At 66.5% G+C, this 24,318-nt stretch carries 24 protein-coding genes; 4 read left to right on the forward strand and 20 right to left on the reverse strand.

Annotation, left to right across the window (positions count from 1 at the left end; translation table 11 throughout):
- Window positions 1-115: 115 nt before the first annotated feature.
- The 5 genes from ACX93N_RS13055 to ACX93N_RS13075 are packed head-to-tail and all read right to left on the reverse strand — an operon-like array spanning window position 116 to window position 3,088.
- Window positions 116-1,237, reverse strand: coding sequence for a 4-phosphoerythronate dehydrogenase (locus ACX93N_RS13055; protein WP_459428871.1), 1,122 nt, complete (start codon window positions 1,235-1,237; stop codon window positions 116-118).
- A gap of 3 nt (window positions 1,238-1,240) precedes the next feature.
- Complete coding sequence (locus ACX93N_RS13060; protein ID WP_459428872.1) at window positions 1,241-1,786, reverse strand: elongation factor P hydroxylase; 546 nt, start codon at window positions 1,784-1,786, stop codon at window positions 1,241-1,243.
- Window positions 1,787-1,796: 10 nt separating this feature from the next.
- Window positions 1,797-2,033: a sulfurtransferase TusA gene (tusA, locus tag ACX93N_RS13065; protein ID WP_459428873.1), complete on the reverse strand. Its 237-nt coding sequence runs from the start codon at window positions 2,031-2,033 to the stop codon at window positions 1,797-1,799.
- Window positions 2,030-2,278, reverse strand: coding sequence for a YheU family protein (locus ACX93N_RS13070; protein WP_459428874.1), 249 nt, complete (start codon window positions 2,276-2,278; stop codon window positions 2,030-2,032). Before ACX93N_RS13070 ends, tusA begins: the two co-directional genes overlap by 4 nt.
- Window positions 2,279-2,284: 6 nt before the next feature.
- Complete coding sequence (locus ACX93N_RS13075; RefSeq protein ID WP_459428875.1) at window positions 2,285-3,088, reverse strand: class I SAM-dependent methyltransferase; 804 nt, start codon at window positions 3,086-3,088, stop codon at window positions 2,285-2,287.
- 70 nt (window positions 3,089-3,158) lie between these two features.
- On the opposite strand from ACX93N_RS13075, the gene ACX93N_RS13080 reads away from it, so the two are divergent.
- Entirely contained in the window at window positions 3,159-3,680 is a 522-nt protein-coding gene (locus tag ACX93N_RS13080; protein ID WP_459428876.1) for a glycine cleavage system transcriptional repressor, read from the forward strand.
- 44 nt (window positions 3,681-3,724) lie between these two features.
- Here ACX93N_RS13080 and ACX93N_RS13085 read toward each other — a convergent pair whose 3' ends face one another.
- From ACX93N_RS13085 to prmB, 3 genes are read right to left on the reverse strand one after another with little or no spacing between them, the layout of a single operon-like run.
- Window positions 3,725-3,940 (reverse strand): hypothetical protein, encoded by a 216-nt coding sequence (locus ACX93N_RS13085; RefSeq protein ID WP_459428877.1) that lies wholly within the window; start codon window positions 3,938-3,940, stop codon window positions 3,725-3,727.
- Window positions 3,941-3,943: 3 nt separating this feature from the next.
- A complete protein-coding gene (gene aroC / locus ACX93N_RS13090) occupies window positions 3,944-5,047 on the reverse strand; it encodes a chorismate synthase (protein WP_459428878.1) in 1,104 nt (367 codons plus the stop codon).
- A gap of 3 nt (window positions 5,048-5,050) precedes the next feature.
- Window positions 5,051-5,992 (reverse strand): 50S ribosomal protein L3 N(5)-glutamine methyltransferase, encoded by a 942-nt coding sequence (prmB, locus tag ACX93N_RS13095; RefSeq protein WP_459428879.1) that lies wholly within the window; start codon window positions 5,990-5,992, stop codon window positions 5,051-5,053.
- A gap of 47 nt (window positions 5,993-6,039) precedes the next feature.
- Between prmB and folE the strand changes: the two genes are divergently transcribed.
- Complete coding sequence (gene folE, locus ACX93N_RS13100; RefSeq protein ID WP_459428880.1) at window positions 6,040-6,588, forward strand: GTP cyclohydrolase I FolE; 549 nt, start codon at window positions 6,040-6,042, stop codon at window positions 6,586-6,588.
- A gap of 10 nt (window positions 6,589-6,598) precedes the next feature.
- On the opposite strand, the gene ACX93N_RS13105 is transcribed toward folE, so the two are convergent.
- Genes ACX93N_RS13105 through htpG form a run of 3 tightly spaced genes read right to left on the reverse strand, consistent with a single transcriptional unit; the run spans window position 6,599 to window position 9,669 of the window.
- On the reverse strand, window positions 6,599-7,213 hold the full coding sequence (locus ACX93N_RS13105; RefSeq protein WP_459428881.1) for a DUF4892 domain-containing protein: 615 nt from the start codon (window positions 7,211-7,213) through the stop codon (window positions 6,599-6,601).
- A 60-nt stretch (window positions 7,214-7,273) separates the two neighbouring features.
- Entirely contained in the window at window positions 7,274-7,756 is a 483-nt protein-coding gene (locus ACX93N_RS13110; RefSeq protein ID WP_459428882.1) for a SixA phosphatase family protein, read from the reverse strand.
- A 2-nt stretch (window positions 7,757-7,758) separates the two neighbouring features.
- Window positions 7,759-9,669 carry a molecular chaperone HtpG gene (gene htpG, locus ACX93N_RS13115; protein WP_459428883.1) on the reverse strand — a complete coding sequence of 637 codons (1,911 nt, stop codon included), beginning with the start codon at window positions 9,667-9,669 and terminating at the stop codon, window positions 7,759-7,761.
- A 112-nt stretch (window positions 9,670-9,781) separates the two neighbouring features.
- Between htpG and ACX93N_RS13120 the strand changes: the two genes are divergently transcribed.
- Window positions 9,782-11,296 (forward strand): alpha/beta hydrolase domain-containing protein, encoded by a 1,515-nt coding sequence (locus ACX93N_RS13120; protein ID WP_459428884.1) that lies wholly within the window; start codon window positions 9,782-9,784, stop codon window positions 11,294-11,296.
- A 375-nt stretch (window positions 11,297-11,671) separates the two neighbouring features.
- Here ACX93N_RS13120 and sucD read toward each other — a convergent pair whose 3' ends face one another.
- The 9 genes from sucD to sdhC all read right to left on the reverse strand — a co-directional run bounded on the left by sucD (window position 11,672) and on the right by sdhC (window position 22,740).
- Window positions 11,672-12,544 (reverse strand): succinate--CoA ligase subunit alpha, encoded by an 873-nt coding sequence (sucD, locus tag ACX93N_RS13125; protein WP_350035237.1) that lies wholly within the window; start codon window positions 12,542-12,544, stop codon window positions 11,672-11,674.
- On the reverse strand, window positions 12,544-13,713 hold the full coding sequence (gene sucC / locus ACX93N_RS13130) for an ADP-forming succinate--CoA ligase subunit beta (RefSeq protein ID WP_459428885.1): 1,170 nt from the start codon (window positions 13,711-13,713) through the stop codon (window positions 12,544-12,546). The genes sucD and sucC overlap by 1 nt, the downstream gene beginning before the upstream one ends.
- Window positions 13,714-13,801: 88 nt before the next feature.
- Window positions 13,802-15,238 carry a dihydrolipoyl dehydrogenase gene (lpdA, locus tag ACX93N_RS13135; protein WP_459428886.1) on the reverse strand — a complete coding sequence of 479 codons (1,437 nt, stop codon included), beginning with the start codon at window positions 15,236-15,238 and terminating at the stop codon, window positions 13,802-13,804.
- A gap of 32 nt (window positions 15,239-15,270) precedes the next feature.
- Window positions 15,271-16,518, reverse strand: coding sequence for a 2-oxoglutarate dehydrogenase complex dihydrolipoyllysine-residue succinyltransferase (gene odhB, locus ACX93N_RS13140; RefSeq protein WP_459428887.1), 1,248 nt, complete (start codon window positions 16,516-16,518; stop codon window positions 15,271-15,273).
- A 32-nt stretch (window positions 16,519-16,550) separates the two neighbouring features.
- Complete coding sequence (locus ACX93N_RS13145; RefSeq protein ID WP_459428888.1) at window positions 16,551-19,397, reverse strand: 2-oxoglutarate dehydrogenase E1 component; 2,847 nt, start codon at window positions 19,395-19,397, stop codon at window positions 16,551-16,553.
- A 110-nt stretch (window positions 19,398-19,507) separates the two neighbouring features.
- A complete protein-coding gene (locus ACX93N_RS13150; protein WP_459428889.1) occupies window positions 19,508-20,215 on the reverse strand; it encodes a succinate dehydrogenase iron-sulfur subunit in 708 nt (235 codons plus the stop codon).
- An 11-nt stretch (window positions 20,216-20,226) separates the two neighbouring features.
- Entirely contained in the window at window positions 20,227-21,999 is a 1,773-nt protein-coding gene (gene sdhA / locus ACX93N_RS13155) for a succinate dehydrogenase flavoprotein subunit (protein WP_459428890.1), read from the reverse strand.
- 10 nt (window positions 22,000-22,009) lie between these two features.
- A complete protein-coding gene (gene sdhD, locus ACX93N_RS13160) occupies window positions 22,010-22,372 on the reverse strand; it encodes a succinate dehydrogenase, hydrophobic membrane anchor protein (protein ID WP_459428891.1) in 363 nt (120 codons plus the stop codon).
- Entirely contained in the window at window positions 22,366-22,740 is a 375-nt protein-coding gene (gene sdhC / locus ACX93N_RS13165) for a succinate dehydrogenase, cytochrome b556 subunit (protein WP_459428892.1), read from the reverse strand. Before sdhC ends, sdhD begins: the two co-directional genes overlap by 7 nt.
- A 277-nt stretch (window positions 22,741-23,017) precedes the next feature.
- Here sdhC and gltA point away from each other — a divergent pair, with 277 nt between their 5' ends.
- Window positions 23,018-24,307 (forward strand): citrate synthase, encoded by a 1,290-nt coding sequence (gene gltA, locus ACX93N_RS13170; RefSeq protein ID WP_459428893.1) that lies wholly within the window; start codon window positions 23,018-23,020, stop codon window positions 24,305-24,307.
- The last annotated feature ends 11 nt before the right edge of the window (window positions 24,308-24,318 follow it).

The raw sequence follows: 24,318 nt of genomic DNA on the forward strand, positions 1-24,318 counted from the left end.
CTGGCAGTCCGCATGGCGGCCGGGGTGAGTGCGGGATACTTCTCCCACAAAGCGTGTATCGGGGAGCGATTGAGAAAAGTACCCCACACTCACCCCGGGAATCAGGGCTCGGCCTTCAGCCAACCACTCGACAACCCAACGCCCGGGCGATAGCCCGCGCCTCAGCGCTGCCCCCGCGCACCGGGTTGCCCGCCAGTTCCCGGCGCAGCGGGTAGTCGCGGCGCAGGCGGTCGAAGGCAGCGCCGCGGTCCGTGCCAGCGTCCGCGAGAGCCTCACGGAGACGCCGGTCATCGTCCCTGGGCTGGTAACGAGCGAGGAGCAGGTCGCGGAGGAGCTCACCGCGCTCTTTGCTCTCCGGCAGCGGAAGGGTCGCGGCCGGCGGCGGGGCCAGGGCGCCGGCGAACGCCGTGCCCAGCGCCTTGTCCATGGCGGCAACCACGCGCTGCGTGCCGGCGAGCCGGGCCTCCAGGGAATAGCCCGCGATGTGGGGTGTGCCGAGGCTGACCCGGTCGAGCAGCGGCGCCGGCACCTCCGGTTCCGCCTCCCAGACATCGAGCACCCCTCTTCCTCGACCGCCTTCCAGCCAGGCCGCGAGGGCCGTGTTGTCCACGACGGGGCCGCGGCTCGCATTGATGAGCAGCGCACCCGGCGCCAGGCGCCTGAGCGCGCGCTCGTCGATGAGGTGCCGGCTCGGCCAGGGTGCACGGGTCGTGAGTGAACAATGCAGCGTCAGCACCCTGCAGGCCAGCACCTCGCCCGGCGTGGCGCTGTACGGTATCGCCCCCTCGGGAAGCCACGGGTCCGTCGCACACCAGCGGATGCCGAGCGCATCGAGACGGGCACCGAGACAGCGACCGACATGGCCGTAGCCGACGATACCGACACGGGCGCCCGCGAGCAGTTCCGCCAGCGGGTCTTCGAGCGACGCCAAGACGGCCAGCACGTATTCTGCTACCGCGTTCGCATTCGCGCCCGCCGCCGCGGCGAAGGTGACGCCCCGGCGCTCGAGGGCACTGCAATCGATGTGGTCCGTCCCGCTGGTCGCGGTGCCCACGAAGCGCACCGGCGTAGCGTCGAGGAGCGCCGCGTCCACACGGGTAACCGAGCGCACCAGCAGCGCGTCGGCATCGCGCAGGTCCCCGCGGCTGATGGCACGCCCGGGCAGGGTCCGGAGCGTGGCGCCGGCTGCCGCCAGCGACTCGAGGCCGGGCATATTCTCGTCACAGACGATGCGCACGGGTCAGCCGAGAGCCCGGAGCGGAAACTGCATGGCCGACACCGCGCGGCCGGCCGGGAAGCGTGCTGTCAGCGCCTCGAGGAAACGCCCTGCCCGCCCGGCGGGCCCGCGGGACTGCCACGCGCGGGCTTCTGCGACCACGGCCGCCGCGAAGCGGTCGCGGTCGGCCGCCGCCAGCTGCCCGTCGAGGTTGTCGAGGCTCAGGCGGAACGGCAGGCCACAGGCCTGCGCAAAGAGCCACTCAAGGCCCTGGGGCCGAGCCTCCACCGCCTCGAAGGCGCGCTGTGCTTCCGCGTCGCGGCCATCCGGTGCATACCAGTAACCGTAGTCGGCGAGCCGGCGGCGGGCCGCGCCGGCGATACACCAGTGCGCCACCTCGTGCAGCGCACTGGCCGGGTAGTCGGCGCGGTAATGGATCTCGTGCCAGCCGCCGACGGTCGTGGCCGGCAGATAAAGTGGCTCCTCGGCGCCGCCGACCAGTCGCGTTCGCTCCCGCTGCCCGAAGCAGTCGGCGAACACCTGTTCCAGGCTGGCCGCTTCGACCGTCACGGGACCTGAATCACTGCGCCTTGCGGACGAGGAAACGGAGCTCGTCATCCTCCTCGCTTTCCTCCAGCAGTTCGTGGCCGAGAAAGTGGCAGAACTGCGGGATGTCGCGGCGCGTGGTCGGGTCCGTGGCGCGCACGACGACGAGGTCGCCGGGGGCCGCGTCGCGGATCGCATTGTGCAGCAGCATGACGGGCTCCGGGCAGTAGAGACCCCGGGCGTCGAGCTCGTGGGTGGCCGGGCCGCTCACGACGCGTCACCGAGCAGGTCCAGTGCCTGCTCCCGGGGGACGAGGTCCCAGCTTTCGCTGTCGCTATCAAAGAGCAGTGCCAGATCACCGGCGGCGAGCTGGCGGGAGAGCGCCTCCCGTTTCTCGGCCAGGGGCACCTCGCGCTCGCCGTAATCGGTGCCGTCACGGCTGGCGTACTCCTCCAGCAGCGCCGCGAGGGTCTCCGGGGGCAACCGCTCCGGCGGAATACGCAGGAAATTCGCCACGGCGCCTCAGGAGGCGGGCTTGACGAATTTCAGGGTCATACGATCACTCTCACCGATAGCGACGTAGCGGTCCCGGTCCTGATCGCCGAGCGCGAGGGTCGGCGGCAGGGTCCAGACACCCTCGGGGTGATCGGCGCTGTCCTCCGGGTTGGCATTGATCTCGGATCGGCCCGCGAGCTCGAAACCGGCGGCTTCGGCGGCAGCGACGACCGTCGCCTCGGTCACATAGCCAGTGTTCTTCATGGCTTCCAGCGACCGGCCCTCCGGCGCGCGGTGCTGCACCACGCCGAAGACACCGCCGGGCTTGAGGGCCTCGAAGGCCGCGGCGAACACCGGGTCTAGCGCGTCACCGCGCAGCCAGCTGTGCACGTTGCGGAAGGCGAGAACCAGGTCGGCCGAGCCGGCCGGTGCGATGTCGAAGGTCGTCGGCGGGGCCAGGGTCGAAACGATGACGCTGCCGTAAACGTCATTGTCGGCGCCGAGCTTGCGCAGGAACCCACCGAGGGAGCGTCGCCCGTAGGCGCTGCCGTTGACGTCGAAGTGCGCGGCGTAAAGCGTGCCCTCGTCCTTGAGGAGCGGTGCCAGCACCTCCGTGTACCAGCCGCCGCCGGGGGAAAGCTCGACCACGGTCATAGCAGGTTCGAGACCGAAGAAGGCCAGGGTCTCGGCGGGATTGCGCCAGCCGTCACGGGCACGGTTCGCCTCGCTGCGGTGTTCACCGGCGAGAGCGGCCGCGTAGTCCGGGGCGGCCGTGGCGGCCTGAGCAGGCAGCAGGAACAGGGCGACCAGCAGGGGAAGTAGGAATTTCATGGTTCGTCCTTAGCGTCGGGAGGATGTCGCGGTACTATACGAAGTTCCCCCGCCAATGTGGAGACACGTCGTGCAGAAAGCCATCGTGGTCAGTTTCATCGCCGACGACCGGCCGGGCATCGTCGAACGCCTCGCCGCGCTCGTTGCCGAGCACGGCGGCAACTGGGAGGACGCGAGCCTGTCCCAGCTCGGCGGCAAGTTTGCCGGCCTGGCACTGGTCAACCTGCCCACCGCGGCGGAAACCGCGCTGCGCGAGGCGCTCGCGGGGCTGGCCGCAGAGGCCATCGACTGCAGCGTGACCGAGGCCGGCGAGACGGCGTCGGAAGAAGGGGCGGTCCTTACCCTGGCGCTGGTCGGCCCGGACCGTCCGGGCATCATCCATGAGGTGACGCGCGCCCTGCACGGCGCCGGACTGAACCTGCGCAGCCTGGAAAGCACAGTGCGTAGCGCGCCCATGAGTGCCGAGCCCCTGTTCCACGCCACCCTCGAAGCGCAGGCCGCATCGAGCGTGGATCGCGTTACCCTGGAATCGGAGCTGGACCGCATCGCCGACGCCATGAGCCTGGAGATCGATCTGCTACAGGAAGACTGACGTCCGGCGATACCGGCCTCCGCGAGGGGGGCGTAGCAGGACGGTCAACGGCGGCGCCAGAGCCGGCGCAGTGCAAGCAACAGCGCAGCGGCCGCCCCGGCGGCGAGGATCACCAGCAGCAAGGCGCCCAGTGCGCCCCAGAGCAATTCGAGAAACTGCGCCTTCGGCATATCGAACTGCGTGACCGCCGCCCAGGGCAGCGCGGCCATGGCACACACGGCAAGCAGGATCGTCCGGGTATTGCGGCGCCACCGGCGCATCGCTCAGGACCCGGCCGTCGCCGGGATGACCGGGGTCGGGCTGACGACTCCGGCGTTCTGCGCCCGCTGCCGCAGCAGGTGGTCCATGAGCACCAGGGCCAGCATTGCCTCGGCAATCGGCGTCGCCCTGATCCCGACGCAGGGGTCGTGCCGCCCCGTGGTCACTACCTCGACCGCCTCACCGGCGGTATTCACGCTCGCCCCCGGCTGCCGGATAGACGATGTCGGTTTCAGCGCCAGGCTCACGGTGATGTCCTGGCCGCTGGAGATTCCGCCGAGCACGCCGCCGGCGTTGTTGCCTACGAAGCCGGCCGGCGTGAGTGCATCGCGGTGCTCGCTTCCCTGCTGCGCCACGCAGGCGAAGCCCGCCCCGAGTTCCACGCCCTTGACCGCGTTGATCCCCATCATCGCGCTGGCGATGTCGGCGTCGAGTCGGTCGAAAACCGGCTCGCCGAGCCCCGGCGGAACGCCGCTGGCAACCACATTGATGCGCGCGCCGACGGAATCACCCCGCTTGTTGAGCTCGGCCATGTAGGCCTCCATTTCCGGCACCTTGTCGTGGTCCGGGCAGAAGAAGGGATTGCTTTCTACCACGCTCCAGTCCAGGCGCTGCGCGGCTATGGGCCCAAGCTGTTTCAGGTAGCCGCGCACGGTGACGCCCGCGTACTCGGCAAGGTACTTCTTGGCGATGGCTCCCGCAGCAACACGCATGGCGGTCTCCCGCGCCGAGGAGCGTCCGCCGCCACGATAATCGCGGCGGCCGTACTTCTGCTGGTAGGTGTAGTCGGCGTGTGCCGGCCGGAACACGTCCTTGATCTTGCTGTAGTCCTTCGAGCGCTGATCCGTATTCTCGATCAGGAGCCCGATGGGTGTGCCGGTGGTGACACCCTCGAAAACGCCGGACAGGATGCGCACCTCGTCGGCCTCCCGGCGCTGCGTGGTGAAGCGCGACGTGCCCGGCTTGCGGCGGTCCAGGTCCGGCTGCATATCGGCGCTGCTGAGTGCCAGCCCGGGCGGGCAGCCATCCACGATACAGCCCAGCGCGGGCCCGTGGCTCTCACCGAAGGTCGTCACCGTGAACAGCTTGCCGAAGGTGTTGCCTGCCATGTCTCAGTCCTGCCCTGTCGCCGCGCCGGCATTATACGCGAGGGCTGCGGCGTGGTCGCGAAGCTCCCGAGCGGTGATCGCCGCGACCCCATGCCCGCCGCGCTCGAGCTCGACCCAGGTGAAGGGAAAGCGCGGGTAGCAGGCTTCCAGGGCGGGCCAGCTGTTCCCTACCTCGAGGAGCAACAGTCCATGCCCTTCCAGGTGCTCTGCGGCCACGGGCAGGAGGCGGCGCACCAGGTCGAGGCCATCGGTACCGGCGCCAAGGCCCGCTGCCGGCTCGTGAGTGAACTCCGCCGGCATGGAGGCCAGATCGTCTTGGTCGACATAGGGCGGATTGCACAGAATGATATCGAAGCGCTCCCCCGCCAGGCCCTCGAAGCCGTCGCAGCGGCGCAGGCTGACCCGCCCTGCAACGTCCTGCAGAGCCACGTTTTCCGCTGCCAGTGCCAGGGCGTCGCTGTCGAGATCCGCGAGCACCACGGAAAGCCCCGGCGCGTGCACGGCAGCGGCGATCCCGAGACAGCCGCCGCCGCAGCAGAGATCCAGCAGCCGCCGCGGGGGCGGCCCGGCGTACCAGGGCGCATAGGCGCTCTCGATGAGCTCGGCCAGGGGCGAACGCGGTACCAGCGCGCGCCGGTCGCAGCGGAAGCGCAGCCCGGCAAAGTGTGCCTCTCCGAGCAGGTAGGGTAACGGGCAACGCTCCCCGATGCGCCGCTCCAGCAGGGCGGCGATGGTATCCCAGTCGGCATCGGCCAGCGCCCGCTCCGCGATACCCGGGCCGTCTTCGAGGCCCAGCACGCCGAGCACCAGCTGCACGGCCTCGTCCCAGGGGTTGTCGGTGCCGTGACCGAAGGCGACGCCGGCCTCATCGAGGCGCGTCGCGCAACGGGCGACGGCGCCGGCGAGGGTATCCGGTGGTAGCTGCCGGGGCGCGTGATCGTTCATGGGGCGCATGGTACCATCGCGCCGCGTGGACAGCGGGAAGGCGGCACATGAAGGAACACTGGGCAGCAATCATCGAGGGCATGGGCGAGGACCTGGAGCGCCCCGGTCTCAAGGACACGCCGGAACGGGCCGCCAAGGCCTACCAGTTCCTGACCCGCGGCTACCACCAGTCCGTGACAGAGGTCGTGAACGAAGCCCTTTTCCCCTCTGACTCCAGCGAAATGGTCGTGGTGCAGGACATCGAACTCTACTCGCTCTGCGAACACCACATCCTCCCCTTCATCGGCAAATGCCACGTCGGCTACATCCCGACCGGCAAGGTGCTTGGACTGTCCAAGATCGCCCGCATCGTCGATATCTTCGCGCGCCGGCTGCAGATCCAGGAATCGCTGACCACGGAGATTGCCGAGACGATCATGAGCGTCACGGATGCGGCCGGTGTCGGCGTCATCATCGAAGCGCAGCACATGTGCATGATGATGCGGGGCGTCGAGAAGCAGAACTCGGTCATGAAGACCTCGTCCATGCTCGGCTCCTTCCGCGATGACCTGAAGACCCGGGACGAGTTTCTCGGACTGCTGAGACTGCGCCAGTAGGGAAGCGCCGCTAGCGCGACTGCTCACCGGGGATCGCGCTGCCCTCCCCCCGGACCGTGAGCAGTTCCATGTGCAGGTATTGCCGGTCGGAGGTGCGGGCGCTCGCATACATCACGAGCCGCTGCTCCCGCTCCCCGTCCCTCAGGGCATAGACCCGGTAGCGCTGCGAACTCTCGGTCCCGTAGAGCACGCGCTGGTGGAAGACCCGGTTGGCCCACTGCACGCTCCGGCCGCAGGACCGCGCCTCGCAGGCGTAGAGCAGTTCGCTGCCCGGGAGTGCCTCGACCTCCGTGGTTGCATCCTCGAACAGGGACCGGGAACTGAAACCGTCGACGATACGCCAGGTGTACCGTGTCAAGTGCCCGGTCAGACGCTCGCTGTCTTCGAGGAGCCAGTCACCGCGCACCTTCTGCATCGGGCCGAGCCCCACCACGTAGTCGAGTACCGGCTCGCTGGCCTGGTCGACGACCTCCGCGTGGGGGAAGCGGTCATAGCGCGAGAGCAGCGCCGCGGCACCGTCCTCAGCCGCCGCGGCGGGCAGCGCCAGGCAGGCCGCCAGCACGGTTGCCAGGCGGGCGCTGAGAACGGGGCGGACGTGCCGGCGGACGGCTGGGCGATGGGGCAAGATGCTGCTCCTGTCGGCATGCATGGTCGAGAACGTATGGTGACGGATTTTCCCGGGGCGTCAAAGCCCGTAATCCGGCGGCGCCGCCCAGAAGCAGAGCCTCGCGCAGCCCGGGGCGTAGACCTCCGCCTCCAGCACCGCATAGGCTCCCGGCGCTAGCGACGGTACGAGGCCGGGCTCGCCCAGCCAGCGGTCAACCAGCTCGGACACCAGCGGCTGGTGCGAGACCAGCACGCGGTGCGCTGACGCGGGGAGCCCGGCGAGGCAGGCCTCTACACCCCCGGCGTCAGCGCCCGGGATCAGCGCCTCCTCTTCCTGCGCCGGCAGGCCGAGCGCCTCGGCCAGGTAAGCCGCGGTCTGCCAGGTCCGCACCCAGCGGCTGGCCTGGAGCGCCTCGGGCAGGGGCAACCCCCGGCTTTCCAGCGCCCGCGCAAAACCGGCGGCACCCCGACGGAGGTCTGCATGGCCGCGGTCCGTGAGCCGGCGCTCCCGGTCCGGGCGCCCGGGGGCCGCCTCGCCGTGGCGCCAGATGGTCACCAGCATCGCTAGCGGCCGGCGAGTTCGAGGAGCAGCTTGTTGAGCCGGTCGACATAGGTCGCCGGGTCATCGAGCTGGCCGCCTTCCGCCAGCGTGGCCTGGTCGAGAACCACCCGGGCGAGGTCACCGAAGCGGTCCTCGTCGCTCTCCCGGTCCAGCAGTGCAATCAGCGGGTGCGTGGGGTTGATCTCCAGCGTGGGCTTGCTGTCCGGCACCGGCTGGCCGGCCGCCTCCATGATCCGGCGCATCTGGGCACCGAGCTCGTGCTCGCCGACCACGAGGCAGGCCGCGGAGTCCGTCAGCCGCGCGCTGGCGCGCACGTCGGCCACGTCGCCCTCGAGGGCCGCCTTGATCCGTTCGAGCAGGCCCTTGCTTTCTTCCGCCAGCTTCTCGCTCTCGGCCTTTTCCTCCTCGCCGAGATCCAGCTCACCGCGGGCCACGTCCTGCAGCGGCTTGCCCGAATATTCCTGGAGGTGGCTCATAAGCCATTCGTCGATACGGTCGCTGAGCAGCAGCACCTCGATCCCGCGCTTGCGGAACACTTCGAGGTGCGGGCTGCGCCGCGCCGTGTTGAAGTTCTCCGCAACCACGTAGTAGATCTTCTCCTGGCCTTCCTGCATGCGGGCCAGGTAGTCATCGAGGCCCTGGTCCTGGGTTTCGCTGTCCGTGTGCGTGGTGGCAAAGCGCAGTAGACCGGCGACCTTCTCCTTGTTACTGAAGTCCTCACCCGGGCCTTCCTTGAGCACCTGGCCGAACTCCTTCCAGAAGGCCGCGTAATCGTCCGGCGACGACTTCGCCAGCTTCCCGAGCATGTCCAGGACGCGCTTGGTCAGGGCACTGCGCATGCTGTCCACGGAGGGATCCTGCTGAAGAATCTCCCGCGACACGTTCAGGGGCAGGTCGTTGCTGTCGACCACTCCCTTCACGAAGCGCAGGTAGAGCGGGAGGAACTGCTCGGCATCATCCATGATAAAGGTGCGCTGCACGTAGAGCTTGAGCCCCCGGGCCCCCTCCCGGTTCCAGAGATCGAAGGGCGCGCGCCGCGGCACGTAGAGCAGGCTCGTGTATTCGAGCTTGCCCTCTACCCGATTGTGACTCCAGGTGAGCGGATCCTCGAAGTCGTGAGAGACGTGCTTGTAGAAGGCCTTGTACTCGTCGTCGCTGATTTCGCTGCGGGAGCGGGTCCACAGCGCGGTGGCCTCGTTGACCGTCTCCCAGGCCGGCTCGGCATCGTCAGCCTTGTCGTCCTCGCCTTCGTCCGCCGCTTCCGCGCCCTTGGCCATCATCACAGGTACGGAAATGTGGTCCGAGTACTTCTTGATCACGCTACGCACGCGCCACTCGTCGGCGAACTCGCTGCAGTCCTCCTTCAGATAGAGGGTGATCGCCGTGCCGCGCGCATCGCGCGGGCGGTCCTCGATGGAGAACTCCGCCTCGCCGTGCGACTCCCAGAGGACGCCGGCCTCCGCGGGCTCGCCGGCCTTGCGGGTGTGCACCTCAACCCGCTCGGCGACGATGAATGCTGAGTAGAAGCCCACGCCGAACTGTCCGATCAGCTGCGAGTCCTTCTTCTGGTCGCCCGTGAGGTTCTCGAGGAAGGCCGCCGTACCCGAGCGGGCGATCGTGCCCAGGTTGTCGACGACCTCCTGCCGCGTCATGCCCACACCGTTGTCGCTGATAGTGATCGTGCGCGCGTCCTTGTCGAGGGCGACGCGGATCGCGTAATCCGCCTCCCCCTCGAGGATCGCGTCATCGTCGAGGGCCGCGAAGCGCAGCTTGTCGATGGCATCCGAGGCGTTGGAAATCAGCTCCCGAAGAAAGATTTCCCGGTTGCTGTAGAGCGAATGGATCATGAGGTGCAGCAGCTGCCGCGCCTCGGTCTGGAAGCCCAGGGTTTCTTTCTTGACGTCCGCGGTCATGGGTTCCTCACTGTGCGTCCCGTGAAGCCTTTTGAATGGGGTCGACCGGCTGGATTTTCAAGGGGTTCGTGACCATAGTAAGACGATAACGAATAAACGAGAGGTCTTACCGATGCTGCCACTCCGCTCCCTGTTCTTCGCCGCACCGCTACTGGGCCTCCTCGCCCTTTCCGGCTGCGATGGAGGCAATGGCGAAACGATCACCATCACTCCGCCACCCCCGCCGGAGCCGGAATTTCTCCCCATCGCCAGCCCGACGATCAGTGATCCGCCCGATGCGGGCTCACCGGTCCTGTTGACCACGACTTTCGACCTTGCCGAAGTCGGCTACCGGCAGCGGGAGTTCTTCTTCGAGGGTGAAGCCAGCCGCTTCAGCAACCTGAACGAGTTCCAGGCAGACGGGCGCTGGGAGGCCGAACCGGCGGGCACGGCGCCCTACAAGAGCCGGCTGATTGTTTACCGCCCCGAGGACCCGGCGGACTTCAGCGGCACCGTCTTCGTCGAGTGGCTCAACGTCACCAGCGGCTTCGATATCGCGCCGAGCTGGGGTACGGGCCACGTCGAACTGCTCCGTCGCGGCCATGCCTGGGTCGGCGTCACCGCCCAGCGGGTGGGTATCGAAGGTTCGGAGAGCAGCATCGCACCGCTGCACCTCAAGGCCGCCAACGCCGAGCGTTACGGCAGCCTCGAACACCCCGGCGATTCCTACTCCTACGACATGTTCTCGCAGGTCGCGCAGGCGCTGCGGGAACCGGGCCCGGTGGATCTTCTCGAGGGCCTGGCCCCGGCGCGACTGATAGGCATGGGCGAGTCCCAGTCCGCCGGACGCCTGCTCACCTACGTGAATGCCGTGCACCCACTGTACAACCCCTTCGACGGTTACATGATTCACAGCCGGGGTGACGGCAGCCCGCCGCTGGCCCAGGAACCGGAGATCGAGGTGCCCACCCCGGAGACCGTGCGCATCCGCGATGACCTCAATGTCCCGGTGATGAATTTCCAGACCGAGACCGACGTGGTCCTTCTCGGCGCAGCGGCGGATCGGCAGCCCGACAGCGAGCGCTTCCGCCTGTGGGAGGTTGCGGGCTCTGCCCACGGGGACTACTACACCTTCGTCGGCGGTCGAGCGGATACCGGCGCCGACGCCCTGGCCCCGGTGGTCGTCGAGGAGGACACGATCCTGGGCTTCCTGCAGTGCGACCGGCCGATGAACGCCGGCAGCATGCCCTGGGTCTTCAAGGCCGCGCTGCGCGCGCTGGACAGCTGGGCAGGCGGCGGTGCCGCCCCGCCGGAGGCGCCCCGCCTGTCCCTCACCGACGCCGGCGCCCTCGAACGGGACGAGTTCGGCAATGCCGTCGGCGGTATCCGCACCCCCTATGTCGACGCCCCGGCCGCCTCGCTCAGCGGCGAGGGCAACGACGGCGCCGCCCTCTGCTTCCTGTTCGGCACTACCGAGCTGTTTGACGCCGCGACCATGGCAGCACTGTACATGGACCGGGAGGGCTACATCAGCGCCGTCAACGATGCGGCCGAGGCGGCGGTCTCTGCCGGCTTCCTGCTGCAGGAGGACGCCAACCGCATCATCGGCGCGGCCGGGCTGCAGTGGGACAATGCGCCGGTGGAGTAGAACCGGTTGTTGCTGAAAAGTCCGGCGAATGTTGACGCCGCAGCGATCGGCGATCGCCGGCCCTGCCCGGCCGGGGTGCCTCGCGACACCTCCGGCCCGAAACGTCCCGGGCCGGCCGCTGGCGGATACCCCCAGTCGCTCCCCGTTACACGCTTTGTAGGGGCATACGCCAGCACCCGCCCCTACCGCTCTGGAAATCCGCCCGCGCTAGAGTTACGCGAGGCGGCAGGGCTGAGCGCGGGATACTTCTCTCACAAAGCGTGTATCGGGGAGCGACCCGGCCGGGTAAGGCTGAGAGAAGTATCCCGTGCTCACCCCGGAAAAATGCGATAAGAAAAGGGGCCCTGAGGGCCCCTCACTACCAGCCGTGTCGATTTACCAGCCGGTGATCTCGCCGAGCGCCTTGCCGATATCGGCGAGGGAGCGGACCGTTTTGACGCCTGCGTCTTCCAGCGCCGCGAACTTCTCGTCCGCCGTGCCCTTACCACCGGAGATGATCGCACCGGCATGGCCCATGCGCTTGCCCTTTGGCGCCGTGACGCCGGCGATGTAGGACACGACCGGCTTGCTCACGTTGGCCTTGATATAGGCGGCCGCCTCTTCCTCGGCCGTACCGCCGATCTCACCGATCATGACGATGGCTTCCGTGGCCGGATCCTGCTCGAAGAGCGCGAGGATATCGATGAAGTTCGAGCCCGGGATCGGGTCGCCGCCGATGCCGACACAGGTCGACTGGCCGAAGCCGGCGTCCGTCGTCTGCTTCACCGCCTCGTAGGTCAGCGTACCGGAACGCGAGACGATGCCCACCTTGCCCGGCTGGTGGATGTGGCCCGGCATGATGCCGATCTTGCACTCGCCGGGGGTGATGACGCCCGGGCAGTTCGGCCCCACCAGGCGCACCCCGAGTTCGTCGCACTTGACCTTCGCCTCGAGCATGTCGAGGGTCGGAATGCCCTCGGTGATGCAGACAACCAGGCGGATGCCGGCATTCGCGGCTTCGAGGATCGAATCCTTGCAGAAGGGCGCTGGAACGTAAATCACGGAGGCATCGGCGCCGGTCGCTTCCACGGCCTCGGCGACGGTATTGAAGACCGGCAGGCCCAGGTGCTCCTGGCCGCCCTTGCCCGGGGTGACACCGCCGACCATCTGCGTGCCGTACTCGATGGCCTGCTCGGAGTGGAAGGTGCCCTGGGACCCGGTAAAGCCCTGGCAGATGACCTTGGTGTTCTTGTCAATCAGGATACTCATCAGCCTTCACCTCCCGCTGCCTTGACCGCCTGCTGCGCCGCGTCCGTCAGGCTGGTCGCAGCGATGATGTTCAGTCCGCTTTCCGCGAGAACTTTCCGGCCGAGTTCGGCGTTGTTGCCCTCCAGGCGCACGACCACGGGCACTTCCACGCCGATTTCCTCCACAGCGCCGATCACGCCCTCGGCAATCAGGTCGCAGCGGACGATGCCGCCGAAGATATTGATGAGAACGGCCTTCACCTTGTCGTCGCTCAGGATGATCTTGAAGGCTTCGGAAACGCGTTCCTTGGTGGCGCCGCCACCCACATCGAGGAAGTTCGCCGGGGCGCCGCCGTGCAGCTTGACGATGTCCATCGTGCCCATGGCGAGCCCCGCGCCGTTGACCATGCAGCCGATGTTGCCGTCGAGAGCGACGTAGTTGAGCTCCCACTGCGCCGCATGGGCTTCCCGCGCGTCTTCCTGGGAGGGGTCGTGCATCTCCCGAAGCGTGTCCTGGCGATAGAGGGCATTGCCGTCGACGCCGAGCTTGGCGTCGAGGCAGTGCAGGTTACCCTGCTCCGTGATCACCAGCGGGTTGACCTCGATAAGGGCGAGATCCTTGTCCTCGAACAGCCGTGCCAGGCCGAGGAAGATCTTCACAAACTGCTTGACCTGCTCTCCGGAGAGGCCGAGCTTGAAGGCGAGCTCCCGGCCCTGGTAGGGCTGCGCACCGACCAGGGGGTCGATGGCGACCTTGAGAATCTTCTCGGGGGTCTCTTCGGCAACCTTCTCGATCTCGACGCCACCCTCGGTGGACGCCATGAAAACGATGCGGCGCGTCGAGCGGTCGACCACGGCGCCGAGGTACAGCTCGTCGGCGATGTCGGTGCAGGCCTCGACAAGGATCTTCGACACCGGCTGGCCATGCTCATCCGTCTGGTAGGTGACGAGGTTGTTGCCGAGCCACTTCGACGCAAACTCGCGAATCTCGTCCTTGCTCTTGACCAGCTTCACGCCGCCGGCCTTGCCGCGGCCGCCGGCGTGGACCTGTGCCTTGACGACCCAGGTATCACCCCCAATGAGATCTGCCGCCTCCACCGCTTCGCGGGGTGAATCCACCGCGTAGCCCTTGGAGACCGGCAGGCCGTAGTCGGCAAACAGCTGCTTGCCCTGGTACTCGTGCAAATTCATGTTGTGTCCCGTTCTGTGTTGCGAGAAAGCCGCTCGGGGGAAGGGGCTGCGGTGTTCTTGTTATCCGCCGTGGTGGCCCCGGGCGACGCTACTTGCGCTTGCGGTTCGCGACGTGAATGGCGTGGCCATCGACGGCCAGGGCCGCCTCGTGCACCGCCTCCGACAGGGTCGGATGGCCGAAAACCATAAGCGCCAGGTCTTCAGCGCTGGAGCCAAACTCCATCGCGATGACCACTTGCTGGGTGAGGTCCGCCGCCGACGGGCCAACGATATGGCAGCCGAGAATGCGGTCCGTCCGTGCGTCGGCGAGGATCTTCACCATGCCCTCGGTATCGTTTGCCGCCAGGGCACGGCCGCTGGCGGCGAAGGGAAACACGCCGGCCTTGTAATCGACGCCATCAGCTTTCAATTCCTGTTCTGTCTTGCCCACGGCGGCGACTTCCGGGTGGGTGTAAATCACCGAGGGGATGCAGTCGTAGTTGAGCTGGGCCGGTTTACCGGCGATGCGCTCAACGACCATGACGCCCTCTTCCGAGCCCTTGTGTGCGAGCATCGGGCCGCGGACCACATCGCCGACAGCGTAGACATGCGGTGCTTCGGTGGCGCAGAAATCATTGACGTAGATGAAGCCGCGCTCGTCCAGGGTGACGCCGCTGTCCGAGGCCAGGAGCTCCTCCGAGCGGGGGCGGCGGCCAACGGAGACGATCAGCTTGTCGAAGGTTTCCGTGTGCGAGCCCTCGGCCGTGTCATAGGTTACCTCCACCTTGCCTTTCTTGATCTCGGTGCCGGTCACGCGCGCGCCGAGGCGGATGTCGAGGCCCTGCTTCTTGAAGATCTTGTGCGTTTCCTTCGCGATCTGCACGTCCATCATCGGCAGGAAGTCATCGAGCGCCTCGAGCAGCACGACCTCGGCACCGAGACGGCCCCAGACACTGCCGAGCTCCAGGCCGATCACCCCGGCGCCGATCACGCCGAGGCGCTTTGGTACCGCCGTGAACTCGAGGGCGCCGGTAGAGTCGACGATGTGTTCGCCGTCGACCGGGGCCGGCGGGATGCGCACCGGCTCGGATCCGGCGGCGATAATGACATCGCCTGCCTCGACAACCCGGCTGTTGCCGTCCTTGTCGGTGACCTCCACGTTGGCCCCGGCAAGAACCTTGCCGCGGCCCTGGATGACAGTCACGCCGTTGTGCTTGAACAGCCCGGAAATGCCGCCGGTCAGCTGACTGACGATCTTTTCCTTGCGTTGCAGCATCGCAGCCACATCGATCTTCGGCTTGCCGATACCGATACCGTGCTGGTCCAGGCTGTCCCGCGCCTCCGCGAACTTCTGGCTGCTGTCGAGCAATGCCTTGGAGGGGATACAGCCGACGTTGAGGCAGGTACCACCGAGCACGGCGCCGCCCTTTTCGTCAGCCCACTGCTCCACGCAGGCTACGGACATGCCGAGCTGCGCGGCCTTGATCGCGGCCACGTAGCCGGCGGGGCCGGAGCCGATCACTACGATGTCGAATTTGTCAGCCATGCTCTCTCCCGTGATTCAATGCGTTTCCGCGGTTACAGCTGGAGCAGGATCCGCGCCGGGTCCTCGATGAGGTCCTTGACGGCGACCAGGAACTGTACGGCGGTCTTGCCATCGATGAGCCGGTGATCGTAGGACAGCGCCAGGTACATCATGGGCAGGACCACCACCTCGCCGTCGACGGCCATGGGCCGCTCCTGGATTTTGTGCATGCCGAGGATGCCCGTCTGCGGCGGGTTGAGGATCGGTGTGGACATGAGCGAACCGAAGACGCCGCCGTTGGTGACCGTGAAGGTGCCACCCGTCATGTCGTCGATGGTCAGCTTGTTCTGCTGTGCACGCTTGCCCATGTCGGCGATGGCCGCCTCGACATCCGCGAGGCTCATGAAATCAGCGTCGCGCAGCACCGGAACCACGAGACCGTTTTCCGTGGACACGGCGACGCCGATGTCCTGGTAGCCGTGGTAGACGACGTCGTTGCCATCGATGGAGGCGTTGACCTCGGGGAAGCGCTTAAGCGCTTCGCAGGCGGCCTTGACGAAAAACCCCATGAAGCCGAGCCGGGTACCGTTGTGCGTTTTCTCGAACTGCTCCTTGTACTTCCTGCGCAGCGCCATGACCGGCGCCATGTTGACCTCGTTGAAGGTGGTCAGCATGGCGGTCTGCTGGGTGGCGTCGAGCAGGCGCTCGGCAATGCGCGCCCGCATACGCGTCATCGGCACGCGCTTTTCGACCCGCTCACTGCTCGGGCCCTTCGGCACTTCCACTACGGCATCGGGGTCTGCGGCGGCCGGCGCGGGAGCGGCAGGCTTGTCGGCGAGATGCCTGAGCACATCTTCTTTCGTAATGCGGCCTCCCTTGCCGGTACCCGCGATAGCGGCCGGGTCGAGCTTGTGCTCCTCGACCAGCTGGCGCGCGGCCGGGCCCAGCGCCGGCCCCTCGGCGGCGGGCGGCGTCTCCTGCACCGGCTCGGGTTTCGCGCCCTGCTCAGCTCCCTCGGCCGCCTTCCCTTCTGGCGCAGCCGCCTTGCCGGAGGACGCGGCAGCCCCGGTTTCCAGCGTGGCGAGCAGCGCCTGACTCTCGATGGTGTCGCCCTCGGCGGCGTGGATCTTGCTGATCACGCCGTCTTCCGGAGCGACGACTTCCATCACAACCTTGTCGGTCTCTATCTCGACGATCAGTTCGTCGCGGGCGACGCTGTCGCCCTCCTGCTTGTGCCAGGTCGCAATCTCGCCGTCTGCGACGGACTCGGGAAATGCCGGTGCTTTTATCTCGATTGCCATGAAGCTTCCTTACTGGTACCCGACCAAGCTGCCTAGGCGGGCAGCGTGAGGGCGTCGTTGATAAAGCGCTGCTGCTGCTCGAGATGCAGCGCCATGTAGCCGGCGGCCGGCGCGGCAGAGGCCTCTCTGCCGACGTAGCCGAGATAGATGTGCTCCACGTGCGAGTACATGACCCGGCGCATGTGGTGCTGGCTCGAGTACCAGGCGCCCTGGTTCATGGGCTCTTCCTGGCACCAGACCGCGTCCTCGATATTCGGATACTGGCTCAGCACCTGGAGGAGTTCGGCTTCCGGGAAGGGGTAGAGCTGCTCGAGGCGAATGATCGCAATGTCCTCGATGCCGCGCTCCCGGCGCTCGGCGCGCAGGTCGTAGAAGACCTTGCCGGCGCACAGGATCACCCGCCGGACGCTACCCTTGTCGCCGATATCCGGGTCGTCGAGCACGCAGTGGAAGCGCCCCCCGGCGAGTTCCTCGAGACTGGAAACGGCCTCCTTGTGCCGCAGCAGGCTCTTCGGTGACATGACCACCAGCGGCTTGCGCAGTGGCCGGATGGCCTGCCGGCGGAGCATGTGGTAGACCTGCGCCGGCGTGCTCGGAACACACACCTGGATGTTGTGCTCTGCACAGAGTTGCAAAAAACGCTCGAGACGGGCCGAGGAGTGCTCCGGTCCCTGCCCCTCGTAGCCGTGTGGCAGCAGCATCGTGAGGCCGCAGAGACGGCTCCACTTGTGCTCACCGCTGGTAATGAACTGGTCGATGACCACCTGGGCGCCGTTGGCGAAATCACCGAACTGGGCCTCCCAGATCACCAGCCCCCTGGGCGACGTGGTGGCATAGCCGTACTCGAAAGCGAGCACGCCCTCTTCCGATAGCAGCGAGTCATAAAGGTCGAACTTCGCCTGCCCCTCCGCCACGTGTTGCAGGGGAATCCAGGCGCTTTCATCCTTCTGGTTGTGCAGCACCGTGTGCCGGTGCGAGAAGGTTCCGCGGCCCACGTCCTGACCGGTGAGACGCACCGGATAACCGGCCTCAAGCAGCGTGGCATAGGCCAGGGTCTCGGCGAAGCCCCAGTTCACGGGCATCGCGCCGGCGGCCATCTTGCGCCGGTCCTCAAGGATCTTGCTGACCTGGCGCTGCAGCGGAAAGCCCTCCGGCGGCACGTTCACCTCGTGTGCGAGCTTCTGCAACCTGTGCAGGTCCATGCTGGTCTCGCAGCTGAGGGTCCAGTCGTGCCCGAGATAGGGCGTCCAGTCAACGAATAGCGCCGTGTTGGGCTCCGACACGAGGGAACTGACCAGGGGCTCGCCGCGGTCGAGGGACTCGCGGTAGCCCTCGACCAGGGTGCGGTCTTCGTCTTCGGTCAGCACGCCCTCGGCGATAAGCCGCTCGGCGTAGAGGTCCCGCGTGGACTTGTGCTTGCGGATGGCCTGGTACATCAGCGGCTGTGTTACGGAGGGCTCGTCTGCCTCGTTGTGGCCGCGGCGCCGGTAACAGATGAGGTCTATCACCACGTCGCGCTTGAACTCGTTGCGGAAATCCACGGCCATCTGGGTGACGAAGAGCACCGCCTCCGGATCATCCGCATTGACGTGGAAAATCGGCGCCTGGACCATCTTGGCGACGTCCGTGCAATACTCGGTGGAACGCGCATCCTCTCGCTTGCTGGTGGTGAAACCCACCTGGTTGTTGAGGACAATATGCACCGTACCCCCGGTCCGGAAACCACGGGTCTGGGACATCTGGAAGGTTTCCATCACCACACCCTGGCCGGCGAAGGCCGCGTCCCCGTGGACGACGATCGGTGCGACGGTGTCGCCGACCGGATCGTTGCGCCGGTCCTGGCGGGCGCGCACGGAGCCTTCGACCACCGGCGCCACGATTTCGAGATGCGATGGGTTGAAGGCGAGCGCCAGGTGGAGCTCGCCGCCCGGGGTCATCACGTTGGAGGAGAAGCCCTGGTGGTACTTCACGTCGCCGGAGCTCTCGTACTGGGCGCGGCCCTCGAACTCGGCGAACAGCTCCGAGGTCTTCTTGCCGAGGATGTTGACGAGGACGTTCAGGCGGCCGCGGTGGGCCATGCCGATGACGATCTCCTTCGCGCCATAGGAGCCGATGCGCTGCACCATCTCGGCAAGCATGGGGATAAGGCTCTCGCCACCCTCGAGGCCGAAGCGCTTGGTGCCCGGATATTTGGAGGCGAGGGAGCGCTCGAGGCCGTCGGCCTTGATGAGCCGCCGCATGAGCTGCCGGCGCACGTCGGCCCCGTAGTCCGGTGCAGAGCGGACGGACTCCATGCGGGTCATGATCCAGTGGCGCTGCGCCGTGTCCACGATATGCATGAACTCGGCACCGATATGGTGACAGTAGGTGCGCTCGAGGGCGTCGACGATCTCACCCAGGGTGGCATTTTCCCTTCCGATGTGGAGGCTGCCTACCTGGAAGGCCGTATCGAGGTCAGCCTCGGACAGTTCGTGGAAGGAAAGCTCGAGGTCGGCCACGTGCTCCCGCTCGGCCAGGCCCAGGGGGTCGAGCTTTGCCTTCTGGTGTCCGCGCTGGCGGTAGGCGGAGATGAGCTGGACCACCCGCACCTGCTTGCGCTCGTATTCCGTGGCCTGGGCATCGTGAGCGACGGTTGCCTCGGTACGTACGCGCATCTTGCTGATGCGCGCGAAGCGGTCGCGAACTGTGGAATGGGGAATATCCTTGAGCTGCGCGACCTTGCTTTCCACGAGCGGGAGCTTGTCGAAATAGTCCCGCCACTGTTCGGGCACCGAGTTCGGATCGCGGAGATAGGATTCGTACAGGTCTTCGACGTAGGTAGCGTTGCCGCCAGCGATGTGGGAGCTGCGCCAGAGGAGCTCCATTGTGGGCTGCTGCATGATGTCCTTCCGAACGGTCACCGCCGACAATTGTGGAGGCGGGCGTCGGCGCGCCCGCGTGGGCGCGTATTATGCCAGCTTCGCCGGAAGGTTAGAAGAGACAGCGCGCCTCAGGCGGCGCGCGACAGCAGCATGTTCCGGATGTGGCCAATGGCCCGGGTCGGGTTGAGGCCCTTGGGACAGACGTTGACGCAGTTCTGGATCCCGTGGCAGCGGAAGACGCTGAAGGGATCGTCCAGCCGGGCCAGGCGCTCCTCGGTCGCCGTATCACGACTGTCGGCCAGGAACCGGTACGCCTGCAGAAGGCCTGCGGGGCCGATGAAACGATCCGGGTTCCACCAGAAGGACGGGCAGCTCGTGGAGCAGCAGGCACACAGGATGCACTCGTAGAGGCCATCCAGCTTGTCACGATCCTCCGGCGACTGCAGGCGCTCGATGGCCGGGGCCGGGGTGTTGTTCTGCAGGTAGGGCTGCACTTTCTCGTACTGCTGGTAGAACAGGCTCATATCGACCACGAGGTCGCGGATGACCGGCAGTCCCGGCAGCGGCCGGATCACCAGCTTGTTACCCTTCACCGCCTCGGACAGCGGCGTAATGCAGGCGAGGCCGTTCTTGCCGTTCATGTTCAGGCCGTCGGAGCCGCAGACCCCTTCGCGGCAGGAGCGGCGATAGGTCACGGAGCTGTCCTGCTCCGCCTTGATCTGCTCCAGCACGTCGAGAACCATGACATCCTTGCCGCCGGTGTCCACCTGGAACTCCTGCATGTGCGGCTCTGCGTCCTTCTCCGGGTTATAGCGATAGATACTGACTTGCAACATCGGTCTGCCTCTCAGTAGGTCCGCACTTTCGGCTGGAAGGTGTCGACGGTGCGCGGGCTGAAATTCACTGCCCGCTTCCCGACACGCCGCTCGCCAGGGAAATAAAGGGAGTGGCACAGCCAGTTCTCGTCATCGCGATCCTGGAAATCCTCGCGAGCGTGAGCACCGCGACTCTCGGTGCGCTGCTCGGCGGCGACAGCCGTCGCCTCCGCCACCTCGAAAAGGTTCTGCAGCTCGAGGGCCTCCAGGCGCGCGGTATTGAAAGCCTGGGTCTTGTCCTCGAGGTGAACATTGGCGATTCGTTCGCGCAGGCCCTCGAGCTTCTCGATACCCTCGCGCATGAAATCGCCTTTGCGGAACACGCCGAAGTGATTCTGCATGACGTTCTGCAGCTCCTTGCGCAGCTCCGCGGCCCTCTCGCCGCCGCTGGACTCGTTGATCCGGCGCAGGCCCCGGGTGGCCTCCTCAAGGTCATCGCCGGACGGCTCGCGCAGATCGATGCCCTCGCGAAGGGCGCTCTCGATGAACAGGCCGGAGGCGCGGCCGAAAACGACGAGGTCGAGCAGCGAGTTGCCGCCAAGGCGGTTGGCACCGTGAACCGATACGCAGGCCACCTCGCCGCAGGCGTAGAGTCCCGGTACGACCTGGTCGTTGCCGTCGGCATCGATGGTCAGCGCCTGGCCGTGCACATTGGTCGGGATCCCGCCCATCATGTAGTGACAGGTCGGCACGACGGGGATCGGTTCCTTTACCGGGTCGGCATGGGCAAAGGTCCGCGACAGTTCGCAGATGCCCGGCAGGCGGCTTTCCAGAACCTCCTCGCCCAGGTGGTCCAGCTTCAGATACACGTGGTCGCCTTCGGGACCGCAGCCACGACCCTCGAGTATCTCGAGCACCATGGAGCGGGCGACCACGTCGCGCCCGGCAAGATCCTTGGCGTTCGGCGCATAGCGCTCCATGAAGCGCTCGCCGTCCTTGTTGATGAGATAGCCGCCCTCACCCCGGCAGCCCTCGGTCACCAGCGTTCCGGCGCCGTAGATACCCGTCGGGTGGAACTGCCACATCTCCATGTCCTGCACGGGGAAACCGGCGCGCAGGGCCATGCCTACCCCGTCACCGGTATTGATGTGGGCGTTGGTCGTCGATGCGTAGATGCGCCCTGCCCCGCCCGTGGCGAAGACCGTCGCCTTCGACTTCACGAAGACCGTTTCACCGGTCTCGATGCAGATCGCGATAACGCCGACCACCGCCCCGTCCTGGTTCTTGACAAGATCGACCGCGAACCACTCATTGAGGAACGTGGTCCGGTTCTTCATGTTCCCCTGGTAAAGGGTGTGCAGCAGCGCGTGGCCGGTGCGGTCCGCGGCGGCACAGGTACGTGCGGCCTGCCCGCCCTCGCCGAAGTTCTTGGACTGGCCGCCGAAGGGCCGCTGGTAGATCCGGCCCTCTTCCGTGCGCGAGAACGGCAGGCCCATGTGCTCGAGTTCGAAGATGGCCTCGGGGCCCACGCTGGTCATGTACTCGATGGCTTCCTGGTCACCGATGTAGTCGGACCCCTTGACCGTGTCGTACATGTGCCAGCGCCAGTCGTCGTTCGGGTCGGCGCTAGCGATGGCACAGGTGATTCCGCCCTGAGCCGACACCGTGTGCGAGCGGGTCGGAAAGACCTTGGAGATCACGGCCGTCTTGTAGCCGGACTGGGCCAGCTGCAGCGCCGCGCGCATCCCGGCGCCGCCGCCACCGACGATGACGCCATCGAAGGAAATGGTACGCATTCCTGCCATGGTGTAAGTCCTAGTTGCCCCAGAGGATCTGGATACCCCAGATCACGTAGATGAACAGCAGCAGGCTGATGCACAGCTGAAGGCCGATGCGCAGCACGTTGCCCTTGGTGCCCATGAGCCGCTCCGTGAGGTAGTCCGTCAGGACGGACCACATGCCGATCCAGGCATGGGCGGCCAGGGAAAGTACCGCGAGGAGCGTAAATACCCGCATCCAGGCAGTGGCGAAGAGCGCCTGCCACCCGGCGTAGTCGATCCCGGTGGCGACGACCCAGCCGATGAACAGGAACCAGGCGAGCAGCACCACGGCGCTGACCCGCTGCAGGAGCCAGTCGGACAGCCCCGACCGGCCGAGACTCGTGACTGCCGTTACCATAGCGAAACCCCCAGAAGCACGGAGAGCACCACCGACGCAGCAATGACCAGCCGCGAACCGAGGATGCCACCCTCCATGCTCTCACCGATGCCGAAGTCCATGATCAGGTGCCTGACGCCCGCCAGGCTGTGGTAGATGAGGGCCGTCCCTGCAACCCAGAGTGCCGCTCTGGCGGGCAGGCTGGAGAGCAGTTCGCCGAGCCGTGCGAAGCCCTCGGCGCTCGACAGGCTGGTGTCGAGGGCCCAGAGCATGCCGACGCTGGCAACGAAAAGGACCACACCGGAGATGCGGTGACTGATGGACGCCCACGCCGTGATGGGCAGGCGCATGGTGCCGATGTCTAGATTGACGGGACGGTTATCCTTCACAGTGCTTTTCCGTTGTTGGTCGGGGCTGGGTGGGCGCCCGGCGGCGGAACCACCGGAGCTCGAAAAACGCGGGCGAAGTATATTGGGTGGACCCGGGAAAAACAATCTGCGGAGGCGGGAGCGCCGCCCCTGCCGGGGATCAGGGAAGTGCGCCGGGCCCCTGAAAGCAAGGCTTTCCAGCGCGCTCCGGGGCCGCAGTCAGCTGCCCGCCCGCGTTGACAAAATCGGCTTACTCTCTATAGTTGGGCCCCCACTGACCAGCGCATCGGGACCCTCTATGAGCGACTTGAAAGCAACCCTTACGGTAGATGGCATTGACGAGGCGATCGAGCTTCCGGTGCACGAGGGGACCATCGGCCCGCGCGTGGTCGACGTGGGTGCCCTGACGGCCAGGGGCATGTTCACCTACGACCCGGGCTTCGTTTCCACGGCTGCCTGTGAGTCACAGATCACCTATATCGACGGCGCCAGGGGCGTGCTGCTGCACCGCGGCTACCCCATTGACCAGCTGGCGGAGCATTCCGACTATCTCGAGACCTGCTACCTGCTCCTGTACGGCGAGCTGCCGAACAAGGAGCAGAAGGAACAGTTCGTGCGTACCGTGCACAACCACACCATGGTCCACGAGCAGATCCGCACCTTCTATAACGGTTTCCGCCGCGACGCCCACCCGATGGCGATCATGTGCGGCGTCGTCGGGGCGCTCTCGGCCTTCTACCACGATTCCCTCGACATCTCCGACGAGCACCACCGACAGGTCGCCGCTTTCCGCCTGATCGCCAAGATGCCGACGCTGGCCGCCATGAGCTACAAGTTCTCCATCGGCCAGCCTTTCATGTATCCCGACAACAACATGGGTTACGCCGAGAACTTCCTGCACATGATGTTCGGCACCCCCTGTGAGCCGAGCCGGATCTCGCCGGTGCTGGCCAGGGCGATGGATCGTATCTTCCTGCTGCATGCCGACCACGAGCAGAATGCCTCCACCTCCACGGTGCGCCTCGCCGGCTCCTCCGGCGCCAACCCCTTTGCCTGCATCGCGTCCGGGATCGCCGCGCTCTGGGGCCCGTCCCACGGCGGCGCCAATGAGGCCGTGCTGAACATGCTGGAGGAGATCGGTGACGTTTCCCGTATCGACGAGTTCGTTGCCCGCGCCAAGGACAAGAACGATCCGTTCCGCCTGATGGGCTTCGGCCACCGCGTTTACAAGAACTTCGACCCCCGGGCGAAGGTCATGAAGGAAGCCGCGGACGAGGTGCTGGCCGAGCTCGGCATGGAGAACGATCCCCTGCTGGCCATCGCCAAGCGGCTGGAGGAAATCGCCCTCTCCGACGAGTACTTCATCGAGAAGAAGCTCTACCCGAACGTCGACTTCTATTCCGGCATCATCCTCAAGGCCCTGGGCATTCCCACCAGCATGTTCACGGTGATCTTCGCCGTGGGCCGCACCGTCGGCTGGATCGCCCACTGGAACGAGATGATTTCCGGCAGCTACCGCATCGGACGCCCGCGCCAGCTCTATACCGGTTACGCGCAACGGGACTACCTGCCCCTGGATCAGCGCTGATCGGCGCGCGC

The sequence above is a fragment of the Pseudohaliea sp. genome (assembly GCF_054552115.1).

What these genes read in the sequence shown, in the direction of transcription:
- ACX93N_RS13110 (WP_459428882.1), bottom strand. Translation starts at nt 7,756, where the DNA reads ATGCTGGTGACCATCTGGCGCCACGGCGAGGCGGCCCCCGGGCGCCCG.
- sdhA (WP_459428890.1), bottom strand. Translation starts at nt 21,999, where the DNA reads ATGGCAGGAATGCGTACCATTTCCTTCGATGGCGTCATCGTCGGTGGC.
- sdhD (WP_459428891.1), bottom strand. Translation starts at nt 22,372, where the DNA reads ATGGTAACGGCAGTCACGAGTCTCGGCCGGTCGGGGCTGTCCGACTGG.
- folE (WP_459428880.1), top strand. Translation starts at nt 6,040, where the DNA reads ATGAAGGAACACTGGGCAGCAATCATCGAGGGCATGGGCGAGGACCTG.
- odhB (WP_459428887.1), bottom strand. Translation starts at nt 16,518, where the DNA reads ATGGCAATCGAGATAAAAGCACCGGCATTTCCCGAGTCCGTCGCAGAC.
- sucD (WP_350035237.1), bottom strand. Translation starts at nt 12,544, where the DNA reads ATGAGTATCCTGATTGACAAGAACACCAAGGTCATCTGCCAGGGCTTT.
- ACX93N_RS13150 (WP_459428889.1), bottom strand. Translation starts at nt 20,215, where the DNA reads ATGTTGCAAGTCAGTATCTATCGCTATAACCCGGAGAAGGACGCAGAG.
- ACX93N_RS13120 (WP_459428884.1), top strand. Translation starts at nt 9,782, where the DNA reads ATGCTGCCACTCCGCTCCCTGTTCTTCGCCGCACCGCTACTGGGCCTC.
- sucC (WP_459428885.1), bottom strand. Translation starts at nt 13,713, where the DNA reads ATGAATTTGCACGAGTACCAGGGCAAGCAGCTGTTTGCCGACTACGGC.
- ACX93N_RS13085 (WP_459428877.1), bottom strand. Translation starts at nt 3,940, where the DNA reads ATGCGCCGGTGGCGCCGCAATACCCGGACGATCCTGCTTGCCGTGTGT.
- prmB (WP_459428879.1), bottom strand. Translation starts at nt 5,992, where the DNA reads ATGAACGATCACGCGCCCCGGCAGCTACCACCGGATACCCTCGCCGGC.
- ACX93N_RS13075 (WP_459428875.1), bottom strand. Translation starts at nt 3,088, where the DNA reads ATGAAATTCCTACTTCCCCTGCTGGTCGCCCTGTTCCTGCTGCCTGCT.
- htpG (WP_459428883.1), bottom strand. Translation starts at nt 9,669, where the DNA reads ATGACCGCGGACGTCAAGAAAGAAACCCTGGGCTTCCAGACCGAGGCG.
- lpdA (WP_459428886.1), bottom strand. Translation starts at nt 15,238, where the DNA reads ATGGCTGACAAATTCGACATCGTAGTGATCGGCTCCGGCCCCGCCGGC.
- gltA (WP_459428893.1), top strand. Translation starts at nt 23,018, where the DNA reads ATGAGCGACTTGAAAGCAACCCTTACGGTAGATGGCATTGACGAGGCG.
- ACX93N_RS13145 (WP_459428888.1), bottom strand. Translation starts at nt 19,397, where the DNA reads ATGCAGCAGCCCACAATGGAGCTCCTCTGGCGCAGCTCCCACATCGCT.
- aroC (WP_459428878.1), bottom strand. Translation starts at nt 5,047, where the DNA reads ATGGCAGGCAACACCTTCGGCAAGCTGTTCACGGTGACGACCTTCGGT.